The 15,869-nt window shown below is 37.4% G+C and carries 12 protein-coding genes; 6 read left to right on the top strand and 6 right to left on the bottom strand.

All coding sequences use genetic code 11. The features are described 5' to 3' along the window. The first annotated feature begins 10 nt into the window (after positions 1–10). The 6 genes from AC4BD1_RS06440 to AC4BD1_RS06415 all read left to right on the top strand — a co-directional run bounded on the left by AC4BD1_RS06440 (position 11) and on the right by AC4BD1_RS06415 (position 9,463). Complete coding sequence (locus AC4BD1_RS06440) at positions 11–1,435, top strand: glycoside hydrolase family 1 protein (RefSeq protein WP_490466089.1); 1,425 nt, start codon at positions 11–13, stop codon at positions 1,433–1,435. 716 nt (positions 1,436–2,151) lie between these two features. Next, positions 2,152–3,747, top strand: coding sequence for a polysaccharide biosynthesis protein (locus AC4BD1_RS06435; RefSeq protein ID WP_206907972.1), 1,596 nt, complete (start codon positions 2,152–2,154; stop codon positions 3,745–3,747). A 159-nt stretch (positions 3,748–3,906) separates the two neighbouring features. Continuing rightward, the gene (locus AC4BD1_RS06430) at positions 3,907–4,755 is read left to right on the top strand and encodes a DegV family protein (RefSeq protein WP_206907971.1); all 849 of its coding nucleotides are present in this window, start codon (positions 3,907–3,909) and stop codon (positions 4,753–4,755) included. 146 nt (positions 4,756–4,901) lie between these two features. Beyond that, positions 4,902–5,381, top strand: a complete 480-nt coding sequence (locus AC4BD1_RS06425; RefSeq protein WP_206897996.1) for a DUF6530 family protein — start codon at positions 4,902–4,904, stop codon at positions 5,379–5,381. A 30-nt stretch (positions 5,382–5,411) separates the two neighbouring features. Beyond that, positions 5,412–7,649: an AAA family ATPase gene (locus tag AC4BD1_RS06420; RefSeq protein ID WP_490485338.1), complete on the top strand. Its 2,238-nt coding sequence runs from the start codon at positions 5,412–5,414 to the stop codon at positions 7,647–7,649. A gap of 164 nt (positions 7,650–7,813) precedes the next feature. Then, complete coding sequence (locus tag AC4BD1_RS06415) at positions 7,814–9,463, top strand: alpha-glucosidase (RefSeq protein WP_490466086.1); 1,650 nt, start codon at positions 7,814–7,816, stop codon at positions 9,461–9,463. Between the two features lie 107 nt (positions 9,464–9,570). On the opposite strand, the gene AC4BD1_RS06410 is transcribed toward AC4BD1_RS06415, so the two are convergent. From AC4BD1_RS06410 to AC4BD1_RS06385, 6 genes are all read right to left on the bottom strand, one after another. Further along, positions 9,571–10,131 carry a TIGR01440 family protein gene (locus tag AC4BD1_RS06410; RefSeq protein ID WP_206907967.1) on the bottom strand — a complete coding sequence of 187 codons (561 nt, stop codon included), beginning with the start codon at positions 10,129–10,131 and terminating at the stop codon, positions 9,571–9,573. A gap of 26 nt (positions 10,132–10,157) precedes the next feature. Continuing rightward, positions 10,158–10,643, bottom strand: a complete 486-nt coding sequence (locus AC4BD1_RS06405) for an ECF transporter S component (protein WP_490466085.1) — start codon at positions 10,641–10,643, stop codon at positions 10,158–10,160. A 6-nt stretch (positions 10,644–10,649) separates the two neighbouring features. After that, complete coding sequence (locus AC4BD1_RS06400; protein ID WP_206907962.1) at positions 10,650–11,447, bottom strand: bifunctional hydroxymethylpyrimidine kinase/phosphomethylpyrimidine kinase; 798 nt, start codon at positions 11,445–11,447, stop codon at positions 10,650–10,652. 164 nt (positions 11,448–11,611) lie between these two features. Next, positions 11,612–13,135 carry an AMP-binding protein gene (locus AC4BD1_RS06395; RefSeq protein WP_206907961.1) on the bottom strand — a complete coding sequence of 508 codons (1,524 nt, stop codon included), beginning with the start codon at positions 13,133–13,135 and terminating at the stop codon, positions 11,612–11,614. A 191-nt stretch (positions 13,136–13,326) separates the two neighbouring features. Then, positions 13,327–14,331: a tyrosine-type recombinase/integrase gene (locus AC4BD1_RS06390; RefSeq protein WP_490485337.1), complete on the bottom strand. Its 1,005-nt coding sequence runs from the start codon at positions 14,329–14,331 to the stop codon at positions 13,327–13,329. Between the two features lie 221 nt (positions 14,332–14,552). Further along, on the bottom strand, positions 14,553–15,863 hold the full coding sequence (locus AC4BD1_RS06385) for a sensor histidine kinase (RefSeq protein WP_490467297.1): 1,311 nt from the start codon (positions 15,861–15,863) through the stop codon (positions 14,553–14,555). Positions 15,864–15,869: the final 6 nt, after the last annotated feature.

The following is a 15,869-nucleotide window of genomic DNA, read 5'->3' as shown; positions in this document are numbered from 1 at the left end:
AGAAAAATCGATGAGTTTTCCAAAGAATTTTTTATGGGGTGGCGCGACAGCTGCCAATCAATGTGAAGGTGCTTGGAATGTTGCTGGTAAAGGAGATTCAATCAGTGATCATAATCGAGCAGGTAGTCGAACAGCAGGGACACGTCGAACATTCGACTTAGTCATTGACGAGGAAAAGTATTATTATCCAAGTCATACAGGTATTGATCACTATCATCGCTATCAAGAAGATATTGCCTTGTTTGCAGAAATGGGTTTTAAAGTGTATCGTTTGTCGATTGCTTGGTCACGAATTTTTCCAAATGGTGATGAAGAAACGCCAAATGAAGAAGGATTACAATTTTACGATGATTTATTTGATGAATTACACAAGTATGGGATCGAACCTTTAGTGACGATTTCTCATTTTGAATTACCGTTCCAATTAGGCAAACGCTATGATGGTTTTTTAGATAAACGAACAATTGCATTTTATGAACGCTACGCAATGACTTTATTTGAACGCTACCAAGACAAAGTGAAGTATTGGCTGACATTCAATGAAATCAATTTTGGGACATTAGAACATGGTAAGCAAATCAATGGCTTGTTTAACCGTGAGTATACAGAAACAGAACAATATCAAGCACTACACAACGTTTTTCTAGCATCTGCTAGAGCAGTGATTGCCGGACATAAAATCAATCCAGAGTTTAGAATTGGGTGTATGTTGGCGTATATTACAATGTATCCTAAGACATGCCGCCCAGAAGATGTACTAAGAACGCAACAGTTGAATGATCGTTTGAATTATTTCTGTGGTGATGTCCAAGTTAAAGGCGCGTATCCTTATTATATGAAACGCTATTTTGAAAAAAATAATATCCAATTAGAGATAACTGAAGAAGAGCAAGCATTGTTAAAAGAAGGGACTGTTGATTACTATACATTTAGTTATTACATGAGTACTTGTATTGCTGCTAATCTTGAGGACCGTGAAGATACTACGGGTGGAAACTTGTTTGGTGGTGTCGCAAATGAATATTTGGAAGCGAGCGATTGGGGATGGCAAGTTGATCCCGTTGGCTTGCGATTCACTTTGAATCAAATCTATTCTCGTTACGAAGTCCCTCTTATGGTTGTAGAAAATGGCTTGGGTGCATTTGACCAAGTAGAAGAGGACGGTGCAATCAATGATGACTATCGCATTGACTATTTCAAACAACATATCGATGAAATGGATAAAGCGATTGACGATGGGGTAGATTTGATTGGTTATACACCTTGGGGCTGTATTGACTTGATTAGTGCAGGAACAGGTGAGATGAGTAAACGTTACGGTTTTATTTATGTTGATCGTGATGATGAAGGAAATGGTACGTTAGACCGCAGTCGCAAAAAATCATTCTATTGGTATCAAAAAGTAATTGAAACAAATGGTGAAGACTTATCTTAAAATAAAAATAATTTTTTAAAAAGTGGTTGAGATAAAAGCAATCAGCTCTGAGAAATAAGAAGAATCATTCGAAAATCGCTTCAACTATTTTTGGAATGCCTTGGCTTATTTCCAAGAGAATTGCTTTTGGAAACACCATGTAGTTTAAAAAGTGTCTGGAACATCATCCTTTTGATTGATGTTCCAGACACTTTTTTGTGAAATAAACCAATCGAATGTGTGATGCAAAAAGCGTTGAATAAATTTATATTGAATAACGGTTCTCATCTGGGATTGTGACAGGCAGAGAAAGTGTTAAGGTTCCTTTAACATACTTGATAGTTGCGGAATGAATGATACCATTTAATTCAGTAATCGAATGAAAGAGAGTTGGCTTTGATAGATTCGATCTGAAAGATAAAAGGTTAAAAAAAAAAGAGACAACCGACCACTGGCTGTCTCCAAAGAATATTGAACTAGACAAACAGTCTGTTTTCCGCCAACTGATTTGTCTAAATAACGAATGAAATCCGTTATGAGAAAAGTATAGCATAATAGTTGGATCAGTCTAGCTAGAAAATCATTTAGTGGACAGTTATTTGGCATTTTCAAAATTTGTCTATGCATAAGAATAGGCACGCGAGATGAAAAAGCAATGCTAGGATTACTTGTTCTTATTTTTTTGCTATAATGTAAAAGATGTTTAGATCCTAATATATATAGTTGAGGAAGATTTGATGAATAAAAAATTGATGCAGGGCACATTTTGGTTAACGTTTGCCAATTTGTTGTGTAAGGTTTTAGGTGTTGTGTACTTAATTCCTTGGTTAATGATGATGGGGGATAATCAAGACGGGATGTTAGCAACGACCCTCTATAATGTTGGTTATTTACCTTATGGATTATTCTTGATGCTGGGAACAGTCGGTTTTCCTAACGCAATCGCCAAAAAAGTGGCTATCGCAACAAAAGAAGGAGATGCGCAAGAAAGTCGAGTGATTTTTCGTAGTACGATTAATATCATGTTTGTCATTGGGATTGCCTCAGCTGTTTTGATGTATTTATTTGCACCAGCGCTGGCAGGAATCAGTCCAATCGCCAATGTGAACAATGGAATCTTAGCGATTCGCAGTTTATGTCCTTCCTTAGTTGCTATTCCAGTGTTAAGTGCAATGCGTGGCTATTTCCAAGGAAAGAATGACTTGCGTCCATATGGAACTTCATTGATCATTGAACAAGCAATTCGAGTTTTGGTTATTTTGGCTGGGACGTATTATTTGCGTGTTTTAACGAATGGAACGATTTTAGAAGCAGTCTTAGTCAGCACTGTTGCGTCGTTTTTCGGCGGTCTAGCTGCAATTTTCCATATGTATGTAGTGGGACGAAAGAAAGATTACTTTAGGTTGAAGGATTTCTTGGTATCTACTCGCTATTTTAAAAAGGATAATCGTCGTGCGTCGGTCGCGATTATTCGTGAGACACTCCCATTTATTTTTGTCGGCTCAGTTATTACGATCGTACAGATGATTGATCAAGTAACGATGAAACCATTGTTACATTTTTTCCGGCCAGATATTGCGGATCAACAACTGGAGTTTTTATTTAGTCGTGCGTCGGTCAATCCAAACAAGTTGACATTGATTTTGATTTCAATGGTGGGAACTGTAGCAATCAGTAGTTTGCCATTATTAAGCACTTTGAAAAAAGAAAATCGAAAACAAATTGAAAAAACAGTTGGAGACAGTTTTTCAATCGCTATTTTGATTTTACTGCCATCACTTGCGGGAATGTCTTTATTAGCAGGACCGCTGTATACACTTTTCTTTGGCTACGATCCTGAAAGCGTGGGGTATTTCCAATTAGCATTACTCGCTTCGCTGTTCTTTTCATTATTTACGATTTTATCAACGATGTTGCAATCATTAAATCACCATTTGTTTGCTATTCGGCTAACAGTACAGGCAATTGTTTTAAAAGTTTTTTTCCAAGTCATTTTCTTAGCTTTATTTGGTGGTTATGGAATGAGTTTGTCAAATGGAATGGCATTTGGATACGTATTTATCCGAGGTTATTGGTACATGTGTCATGAATATCAAATTGCGCCGTTATACAAAATCAAAGACTTCTTCTTTAAAACGGTTCGTTCGACAGCGCTAATGTTGCTTGTATGTGTGACTGTTTTCTTTTTATTACACACGCAGCTCTCATTAGAAAGCAAGACGAACGCTGTGATTTATTGTGTGTTGATTACAGGAATCGGCGGATTGACCTTTATCTTAGCTCAGTTTGGCAAAAGTGGTATCCAATCATTGTTGCATCGACGTAACGCCTGAAGGAAGAGTTACGTTTTATCTTGAACTATGTGCTGCTACAAAAAGTTCGCTTTTTGTAGCAGTCTTTTTAATAGAACTGGATTTTAGATTTATCTACAAGCAAAATTATGCTATAGTTATAGGGTCTGGAAAAATTCTTTGAAACGAGGAAATAGATAAATGAAACTTGCAGTTGTTACTGATAGTACGGCGTATTTGCCGGAACGTATCAAGAACCATCCCGACTTATATGTAATCCCGATCCCAGTCATTTTAGATGGGAAGATTTATAATGAAGGTATCGATATTGAGGCTGATGAATATTACGGTCTTTTAAAAAACAGTAAGGATTTCCCTACGACATCTCAGCCAGTCGTTGGAGAAGTTTTGGCATTATATGACGAATTAAAGGCGAAAGGGTATGACACGGTAATCAGCATTCACCTTTCTTCTGGTATTTCTGGCTTTGTTAACACGTTGTTTGCAATGAAAGAAGATGTGAAAGGATTAACGGTGATTCCGTACGATTCGAAAATTACAAGCATGCCTATGGGACACATGGTCGAATCTGCCTTAGATTTAAATGATCAGGGAACATCACTTGAAGAAATTTTATCACATATCGATCATATTCGCGATAATACCTATGCTTATTTGATAGTTGATGATTTGAACAATTTAGTGCGCGGAGGTCGTTTAACAAATGGTGCAGCATTGATTGGTGGACTATTAAAAATAAAACCGATCTTGACATTTACAGATGGAAAAATCGTTTTGTTTGAAAAAATCCGTTCAAGCAAAAAAGCATTTGCCCGTGCAGAAGATATCATTGGTCAACGAAAAGCTGAAATTACAGGACCAGTTAAGTTATACGTGATTCATGCAAATAACTTAGATGTTGCAATCAGTGAAAAAGAAAAATTACAAAAGAAATACCCAGATGCAGAAATTGAGATTGGTCACTTTGGCCCGGTAATTGGAACACATCTTGGAGAAAAAGCAGTAGGACTTGCAATTTCGGCGCAATAATTCTTATTTTGTTCATTTTTGCCAGCAAACAAATTTGTTTGCTGGCATTTTTTTGTTTATTGGATTATAATCGCATTGACCGTTAGTAATTTACTACGTTAGTAATTTAGTAAATTACTAACATTAATAATAAAGGAGTGTTTTTGATGGAAATCCCAACAAATTTAAAGCATAAACCTGTTCTTGTCGTTGAAGATTATGATAAAGTTGATGGCCGTAATGCCTTAGATACAGATGCAAAAGGCTTGTCTCTTGGTTTAGCACAATGGAATGATCGCGGAAAAGTCGATATTTCTGGAAAAGTTTGGCGTCATACAGGCGAAAAATGGTCACGTCAATCCGAAGAATTACCAATTACTCGTATTTTAGATTTAGCGATTTTAGCAGCACAAGGAAGCTTGTATTTCCAAGATGCATATCGTTATAAAAAATTCTATGATCCTGAAAATCCCGTAGTCGATATCATTGGCTTGCAAGGAAATCGAATGACTGTCGAAGTCGATACCAAAAATCCTAAGATTGATGAAGACATTATTCTTTACTATGATACTTTACAAAAAGATGGTGAACTAATTGGCGAACGTTTCCGTATCTTAAAACGTTTGTTAGATGATTTAGGTTATTAAAATCACCGACTCGTTAAAGGAGGTTGAACAATGAGTGAGTTCTCGCTTACACAAGATCGAGTATTTTCACGTCTAGAAAAACAGATGATTTGGCAAAAACCAAAAAGTCACCGAACGAGTGCAGAAGAAATCAGAATTGCAACAGAAATCAACGAAAACTGGTTTGATCCTGAGATGAAAATCATGAATATTTTATTGGAAGGTGATGCCGGTTCCGGTAAGACACAATTAGCCAAAGCGTTATCTGCTGATTTGCAATTACCTTACACAAAGGTAACATGTTTTGCAGATATGGATAAATCTGATGTTTTTGGTGCGTTATTACCAGTAGTGGAATCTGTCGATGCAGATAGCCAAGAGCTATTAGAAGCTATTTCTCAAACTGAAAGTTTTGACGCTGTTTTGCATTTAATCCAATCGCATTATCAATTAGATGTACTTTCTGCACGGGAAAAACTAGCTGAATTTGTGCAACAAATTGAAGCAAAGGCTGAAACAACACCTATTCATTATAAGTATTATCCTTCAGAAATCGTTCGTGCGATGGAAAAAGGTTACTTACTTGAAATCCAAGAACCAACAGTGATCCGGGATGCGTCTGTCCTAGTAGCATTAAACTCAGCTTTGGAATCAAACGGAATGCTGAATCTACCAACAGGTATTGTCCGGCGACATCCAGACTGTATAGTTGTGATTACGACTAACCGAAATTATCAAGGAAACCGACCATTGAATGAATCCTTGCGGGATCGAATGCAACATGCAGAAAAAATGGATCTCCCTAGTCTTGAGGTAATGGTTGAACGTGCTGTTGGGAAGACAGGCATTCAAGAATCGCCCATTTTACTTAAAATGGCAGAAATCATTCGATTGTTAGATGAAACAGCGAAAGCAAATGCAATCAAAGGTGTTGCCGGAATGCGTTCGTACTTTTACTGGGTGAATACGATGAAGCAAGGTCAAGATGTATTACAATCAATCTACCCAAAAGTCTTATATAAATTGACCACTGATCCTGATGAATTAACGATTTTATCCCAAGCTTTAGACGATACTGGATTATTAATTGAACTAAGGGATTTGCTTCGAGCAAAAAAGTGGGGCGAAACGACTGCTGAACCAACAGTTCGTGGGCGAAAAATCAGTGGTTCAGAAGCAAAAGAGCGTCAGATTGAAGCACTTGCCCCAGAAGAGTTGACTTTGGCAGAACGAGAAACACCTGCACTGGAAAAAGTTGAAGAAATGGCTGATATGGAAAGTCCAGAAGAGACAAATGAATCTGATAATCTAGCTAACATTGAAGAAGAACGAAGTAGTGATGTCGAAGGAAAACATCAGACAGAAAGAAGTGTGAAAGATGAGTCTGCAGAAATGTCTGCTGCTGACATGGATGCCCATGACAAGGAAATGAAGAAAGAATTGAACAAAGAAGCCCGCCAAATCATGAAAGATACAATGCATGAAAAAGAGGGACTACTTGTTCACCGACCAAAGTACCAAATAAATAGCGATGAAGCGCGAGCAATCAGAGCCCAAGTCTTTCCAGTCGTTGATTCGTTGAGTCGACAAGTATTAGAACTTTTAGATAACGAAGAAAGCACAAGTTATCAAAAAGGTAAATACGAAGGGCAACGCTTTAACGCTAGTCGCATCGCATATGGTGATTTGCGTAATTTTGACAAAAAAAATCCACCCCATGAACAACCATCTCTAGCCGTTGCTATCCGATTAGATGAGTCAGGTTCGATGATTCGAGAAGATCGAATAGAAGCAGCAAAGAAGGCCGCAATTGCGATTGCAGAATTTGCTAAACGTGTTAATATTCCACTGATGATCAATGGTGATACAGCAGATGTTTCTGCACGTGAAAAAACATCCATTTTTTCTTATAAAGAATTCACTGATAGTTTTCAATGGTTAGATGACAAATTGGTAACGATGAAACCACGCCAAAACAACCGTGACGGAGCAGTTTTAAGAGTAGTTGCTGATAAACTGAACCAACAAACGGCAACTACCAAATTGTTATTGAATATTAGTGATGGGCAACCAAAAGCACTTCCAGATTATACTGGAAAAAAAGCAAAAGAAGATATCCAAGAAGTAATCAAAGAATATGATCGACAAGGAATTATTTTCATTGCTGCAGCGATTGGTCAAGACAAAGAAGAAATCAAAGAAATTTATGGGGAAAGTCGTTTTCTTGACATTACAGATCTCCAGGAATTTCCTAAGCAGATGATCCAATTGATTACTCGTTATCTATAGGAACATAAATTATCACTAAAACACTCGAAGTAATGAACGTATGTTTGTTACTTCGAGTGTTTTTTTGAAGGAAAAGTACTTAATTCTTTTTTGTTAACGGTAACAAAGACTTATAGGGAGCAATTTCGTTTATAATTGATGAAATGGCAAAGGAGGGTATCCGCATGACAAAAAATGTACAGTGGTGGCAACAAGAAGTGGGCTATCAAATTTATCCCGCGAGTTTCAAAGACAGCAATCAAGACGGGATTGGTGATATTAATGGAATTCGTGAAAAATTAAGTTATTTAAAAGAGTTAGGGATTGGCTTCATTTGGATCAATCCCATTTACTCTTCTCCATTTGTTGACAATGGCTACGACATCAGTAATTATCAAGAAATCTTAGCAAAATTTGGAACAATGGCAGAATTTGATTTGCTATTGGCTGAAGCTCATCAAATGGGCATTCGAGTGATTATGGACTTGGTTATCAACCATACATCTGACCAACATAAATGGTTTATTGAATCAAAAAAATCAGTAGACAATCCTTTTCGTGATTATTATTTATGGGCAGATAGTACCCCAGAGTCAGCGCCGAATGAATGGCAGTCTATTTTTGGTGGTTCTGCTTGGACACGTGATGAGGAAACTGAGCAATCTTATTTACATGTTTTTGCCAAGGAACAACCTGATTTGAATTGGGAAAATCCAAAAGTGAGAGAAGAGCTATTTACCATGATTCGTTGGTGGTTAGACAAAGGGATTGATGGTTTTCGATTAGATGCTATTTCACATATCAAAAAAGAAGACTATGCTATTCCCGCAACAGCTAATCCATTTTCACCTTTTCAAAATGTAGCAGGAATCGGGGAATATTTGACTGAACTAAAAACGATTTTTGATGAATATGACATCATGACTGTCGGTGAGGCAAGTGGCGTATCTGCTGCGGAAGGCCCACAATGGGTTGGCAAATCTGGGTATTTTGATATGATTTTTGAATTTGATCATATTTCTTTATGGAACCACGAAGAACAAGGTGTACTAGATGTCGTTAAACTGAAGCAAGCACTTACTGAGTGGCAGAATTCTTTAGCAGGAAAAGGGTGGAATGCACTCTATATGGAAAACCACGACGTACCTCGAAGCGTTTCTGCTTTTGGTGATGACCAGAATTATTGGTTGGAGTCTGCGAAAGCGCTAGGAATGATGTACTTTTTCTTACAAGGGACACCTTTTATCTATCAAGGACAAGAAATTGGGATGACCAATATGGCTTTTGCGTCAATTGAACAAGTAGATGCACTTGATTCAAGAAAACTTTATCAACGATTGCTTCAAGAAGGTTGCACGTCGGAAGAATCATTGGCAATCATTCGTAGCACAACAAGAGATAATAGTCGGACACCAATGCAATGGACGGATGAAAAATTTGCTGGTTTCTCTTCACAGGAGCCCTGGCTAGTTGTTAATCCAAATAAAGATGTGATCAATGTCGAAGCACAAACAAAAGAACCAAATTCACTCTTATCGTTTTATAAACAAATGATTCAACTACGAAAACAGCATACTGCATTGGTTACGGGCCGTTTCAAAGAGTATTTACCTGAACACAAACAATTATTTATTTACGAGCGTGTGGAAGCCAGTGAACAATTTTTAATTATGGTAAACTTGACAGCAAAAAATGCAGTTTTTGATCTAACAACTGAAAAATTAACAGAAGATTGGTCAGTCGTATTAACCAATCAGTTGGATGAACATCGATTTGATCTTATGGGCGAATTTGGACCTTATGAAGCTAGAATGTATCAACGAAATTCTCTCTAGTAATCAACTAATAATCAAAAAAAGAGGTATGACAAAATATTGTCATACCTCTTTTTTTGATTATAAATCATTTTAACTAAAAGTGGGAATAAAGAAGATTCCTTTACTTAGCGTTCATTTGTATTATATTGTGCACGTGGACCACCAATATATTTAGGACGAGAACGTAAAGCAGTAACGTGTGCACCACCTAAGGTATTCGAACGAGGGCGGACAGGAACTTGAACATGTTTGACGTGCATCCCAATAGAGGTATCACCAATATCGATTCCTGCTTGTGCAATAATATGTTCGACTTCAACTGGATCAGTAAATTGCTCGAAGGCAGCAACGGAGCAAGCACCACCAGCGTGTAAAGCTGGAACAACGGTCACAATTTCAAAATCTTTCTTTTCGGCTACGCTACGTTCCACGACTAGTGCTCGATTTAAGTGTTCACAACCTTGGACAGCTAGTGAGATTTCTTTAGAATCAAGGATTTCTTTTAGTGTTTGGACAATCCATTGACCAACTTCAGCACTAGAGTTTTTTCCAATGTGCCCACCAACAACTTCGCTAGTGCTACATCCTAATACAAATAAATCCCCAGCTTTGAGGTTTGCTTCATTCAAGATATCAGTAACCATTTCGGTTAATTGTTTTGCCAACATTTCTTTTGTTAATTCCATTTTCATTTATCCTTCTTTCGCTATGGTTAACGTTGTTTTCGTAATTGAAATCGTTTCAAGGCAGAAACCAATGGGTAAGTCAGTGCAATTCCAAATAAGTTCTGGATCATATTTCCTGGAATTGACGCGACTCCTGCTGGCCAGCCATACAAGAACCAACCCGCTAGCAAGTAACCAATGATCATGATCATACTACCAGTGAATAGGCCAAGAAACCAGCGAAACGTTGTTTGTCGACCAACCAAGCCCACAATCAATCCTTGTAACCCATGAATGAGCAGGGAAAAGATCGCCCATTGTGGGTAGCCCGAAATCAAATCGATCAATAATCCGCTGGAACCACCAACAACTAAGCCACCAATTGGTCCAAATAACGATGCTGCTGTATAAATACCAACTTCACATAGAGTAATAAATCCATTCGTTGCTGGAACGGGAATGAGAATCGTCAGAGAAAGCGCAACAGTTAGCGCAATCAGCATAGCATAGGTTGTTATTTGCCTGATGTTCATTTATCGTTATTCCTCCTCTCGTTTTCCTCCGGACCAAACACTACCGGAACCATCGTTCATTAAAACGCCATGGGCAATGCAGTGATAGACATAGTCTTTACTAGTTGCAATTGCTGTAGGTAAAGCGTCACCTCGGCACAAATTTGCTAAAATAGCAGAAGAAAACGTACAACCTGCACCATTAACAGTTGGTTTTGTTAATTTTTTACGAGTGAATAATTGCTCATTTTCGCCATCAAAAAATAAATCGATCGCAAAGTCACCTTGAATACCTTGCCCGCCTTTAATCACGATTTGTTTTGCTCCAAGAGCGTGGATGACTTTAGCCGCGCGGCGAAGGTCATCCAATGATCGTAACTCATCTTGGTTTGCCAACAAAGCCGCTTCCTTTAAATTAGGTGTAACAATAGTTGCTAAAGGAAAGAGTTCAGCAATCATTTTATCCATATAACGTTTATTTTCAGTCGTCTTAGTTTCTTTAAACGCAAGGACAGGATCTAGGACAACTGGAAGTTCTGAATTTTGTATCAAAAAATCATGGACAATCGTGATAGCTTCTTCTGAGTGAAGTAAGCCAATCTTAATTCCATCAAGTGTTGTCATTTTTGTTAATGAAGCTAATTGTTGTTTTAGTAGTCTCGGCGATAAATTTTCTAATTGGAATGTACCTTGTTCGTCCAAAAAACCTACACAGGTTAGGGCACTTAAACCAAAAAGTTGATAATTTTCAAAAGTTTTTAAATCGGATTGAATTCCGCCGCCTGCGAAAGGGTCAGATCCGCCAATTGTTAATACTCTTTTCATCTTATTTCCTCCATAAAAGCAAGTATAGCGAAAGTAAAATAAAATGAAAACAGCCAATTGGCAGATTCGGAACTCAGCCAATTTTGAAAAACGTAGGGAAATAAAAATACTTTCGACAACGAAAAAGCATCGTTATCAAAAGTATTTGTTTGTTTAAAATTATTTTATTGGTTTTTTAATTCTTGTTCGATTTGAAGGCGTTGGACTTTCATTGTTGCAGTTCGTGGAATGTCTTCGAAGGCACGAATAATCGGTGTATTCAAACGTGGCAGTTCGTGAACTTGTGTCCAATAAGCGTCCCAATCCATTTCTTTTCCAGGGGCTAAAGCAATGATTGGTTGTGGCGAATCATTTTTGTCACGTACGATTACGACTTCAGCTAGGAACTCAAGCGAATCAAGTAAATAATCTTCGATTGCTAAGGTACTATTGATTGTTTCAATCAAGTCTACTTGACGATCTTTCAAGAAAAGATGTCCGTCTTCATTCATCACACCGTAATCACCACTGTCCCACCAGTCGCCATAAACATTTTCTTGGAAGCGTGCATCTTCTTTATAGTAAGTCAATGCACGACCTTTTGATAAGAATTGAATGTGGCCATCTGTGCCAGTAGGTAAGAGGTTCCCTTGATCATCCGTGATTCGAGCTTTGGTCAAGTCACCAAGCCCAACACCCATATCACGTGCATCATTTGTCTTTAAGGATTCCAAAGTATGTGCTTTGAGAATCATTGGACCACATTCACTTTGTCCGTAAACTTGTAAAAAGATGGCATCTTTTGTCTTTGAGGTGTCAAGGAAAGTTGCCATTGTCTGGTTATTGATTGCATCGAAAGTTGAGTGATAGTAACGAATACCAGCAAACGCTTCTGGTACTTCTTTTGCAACGAAACTCCATTGAACGAAGTTATTTGGATGCGTTTCTAGTGCAATCGGTGGATTTTGAGTTAGCATTTTCACTACATGTTCTCCTTGTGCGTTAGCCAATGGCATCATTGGGAATCCCATAGCCATTAAGGAAGAAATTCCGATATTGAAGCGAGAGTGGACGGGAGAAATATGAAAAGCCACTAATTCCTTTGCTGCAATCTTTGTAAAAATCATTTTTTGCCATTTTGTTCGCCAGCCCATAGAGTTTGCTGAATGACAAATTAATTTTGGAATACCAGTTGTTCCAGAAGTATGTGTCATATAGGCAATTTGATCTTTTGGTAATTCTTGTTGAGAAACTGGTGTTGCTGATTGGTTCAATAACTCTTTTACTGATAATTGTTTTTCTTTTGAACCATTTGAGATTCCCGCTACGCGTTCCGCAGTAACTTCGTCAAACAAGATAAAAGGATCTTCTAGGCGTTCCACAAACACTTCCATTGTTGCTGTCGGCAAATGATAAGAAGTCATCACAGGTACAGCACCAAGATAAGAAGCAGCAACTGCCATTAGATAAGTGTCGAATGCTGAACTTTTATACAGCATGATTTTGTCGCCTAGTCCAACACCCATTGCTGCCAACTGATAGGCGCGCGTTAAGATTGTTTCATAGCTTTCTTTGTAAGTGCTTTTAAATCCAAGCTCAGGAAAAGCAGCTAATGGTTCATCGATGATGATTGAAACATCTGGTGTTTTTTTTGCTGCCTCTTGGTAATTAGTAAATAAATTAAGTGGGGAATACTCGATTGTTTCCATAGGTCACACTCCATCATTTTTTTGTTAAAAGGGGAACAAATTCCGCTATAATCGTAGCACAAACGTTTTGAAAATAACAGATTATTTTGTGAAAAAGAGCGCAAAATATTTCTTTCTATAAAAGATGATCAAAGTGATAGAAAAGCTTTACTATTTTTTTCTTTCCCAGAAAACAATTTTAAAAACGTATATTAGTCAAATTGATGATAGGAAAATCCTAACATATTTTGGTAGACTTCGTGAAAGTCATGTGGATTAAGGTAGCGATTGCCACATAAATAGTTGACTGTGTCAAGATCATCTAAATACTGTTCAGTATAATAACGAAAAGTTTTTCGACACAATTCTGGTGAAAGATTCTGGTAAACGGTTACTTTACTTAAAATTTGCCGAATCGTCCGGGGAGAGATTTGTTGGTCATGTGACGATTGAAATACAAAATCTTCCGCAGCTAATTCATGTAGGGTGAGATATGCTTTTAGAAAGCTGAATGCTTCATTAGGAAGTGGCACTTGATTCAAGCGATTTTCTTTTCGATGAAGTTGAATCAACTGTTTTTCTAGCAGGAGATCTTTTCTCTTCAATTCCACAATTTCATGGATTTTGAGCCCACAATAAAGCAGTAGTGCAAGGATTGCAAGATTGCGTGGTCGGTTTTTCTTCTCAAAGCTAGCTTCTCGACTTGTATCAAATCCTGCAGATGGAATGAATAGTGTTTCAAAATCAAGTAACAACTCTGCTGGAACATAGCGTGGTGCAGGTATAGTAGTTTCCGGAGTACTGGTCCCTAATAATGAAATTTCTTTTTTTAACTGCCCATTTTGAAATAAAAACTTCAAAAAATGATTAAGTGCGTATTGCTTTCTTGAAACACCGTGATAATTATTCCTGAATGTCTGCTCGATAGGCTGCTCAGCTGCCGTCTGGAAAGAGCGTGTATGACGATAAATACTAGCTAAAAAGTTCAGGTAATCTCGTTTTTCTAATTGCAAGATAAATTCATCATTCATTTCCTGATCTGGATAAGATTTTTGGAGGAAGTCCGTAAATAAATGGAAATCTTTTGCATATTCGTAACGACTACTTAAAGACAAATGTCCTCGATTTTCAAGTAAGAATTGCTCGAAAATAGGTGGTAATAATTGTAATCGTTGTTTCAACTTTTCTTGTACTTGTTTTCTAGTTTTACTATCCATAATTGTACTCCTTTCAGCTCTAGATAAAATGATCATGGATTCAAGTGTCACTAATGAGACTGATAAATCAAGGATCATAACTGATTCTTTCTCTTATCCTAAAACAAAAATCAAAAATAAGAAAGCGTTAGTGGAGGGAGAGTGATTCTGACAAAAATACCTAAATAAAAATCCCGATAGAATCAACTCGATTGATTCTGTCGGAATTTTTTTATTTTAGATTATTTTAGAGGTAATTCAACAGTAAAAATGACACCTTGTGGTTCATAATCCTTAACAGAAATCTTTCCTTTATGTTGGTCAATGATTTGTTTGGCGATTGCCAAACCCAACCCATAGCCACCAGTTTCTTTTGAGCGAGAACGATCTTCACGATAAAAACGTTCAAAGATTCTTGCTTTTTCATCAGAGGAAATACTTGGTCCAGTATTCGTAACGTCAATTTGCCATTCTTTGCTGGTTATTTGTGATTCAATCAAAATAGAGTCACCTGAACTGGTATATTTTAACGCATTATCAAGCAGGATAACTAGTACTTGATGGATTTTCTTTTCATCCATGATGACAGTAGCTGTGGACTCATTCGCAATCTGGAAATGTTTGCCATCCATTTCAGCCATTTCTTGAAATGGCTTGACTAATTGGGCGATGAACGGCTGGATATTTACAGCTGTTTTTGATAAAAGTCTTTGATTCGAATCATTTCGCGCAATCGTTAACAAATCGGTTGTCAGTCCGGTAAGTCGCCGTGTTTCTGCCAAAGCTTGAGCAATGCTTTCTGACTCTTCGATAACAGTGTGATTTGGTTTTGTAAATAAATGTTCTAAACTATTCTGGATAATAGACAAGGGTGTGCGAAACTCATGCGACGCATTCTCAACAAACTCTTTTTGCTGTTTCCACGAAGCTAGAATAGGGCGCATACTTAAGTTAGAGAGATAATAACTAATGCCAATTGAAATCAGCCAGAAGACAATCATACAAATAATCATAACAGTTTGAAAGGTAGCTAGAGAATCTTTAATCTGATTGGTATTTGCTAATACTTGAATATAAGCAATTTCGTTTTGATTTGCTTCAGCCTTGCGTGTAATAGAGCGAAATGCCAAAGAATGATCTTTTTCTGATTCAGATAAGTCGATACTTTGAATAACATCAAGGTTTTTTGTATCTAACTTCAAGCCTTGAATTTGATTTAAACGACCACCAATAGCGGCTTTATTCAAAATTTCACCAGAAGCAGACCATAGAATCACTTGGGTATTGAAACGATTGTTATCTGGTTCGTTTAAGGGCTGTCCGCCGGGGAAATTTTCCAAAAAGGGATTTCCTTGTTCGTAACGAGAAACTTCTAATTGAACGGCACGAGACGTTGTATCGATTTGTTTTAGACTTAGATCAGTTTCTCTATAGGCAGATTGGTTAAGTAACTGAAGCGTGATGAAACCTAATAAAATAAAAATACTAGCAAAAGCTGTAACGTTAGTTAAAAAGAAACGAATTTTTTGCTTGTTAGGAAATCTGTCTTTTATTTTTTT

It is taken from the genome of Enterococcus sp. DJ147D b (assembly GCF_058216655.1).
This window is presented reverse-complemented; position numbering and strand designations above follow the sequence as displayed.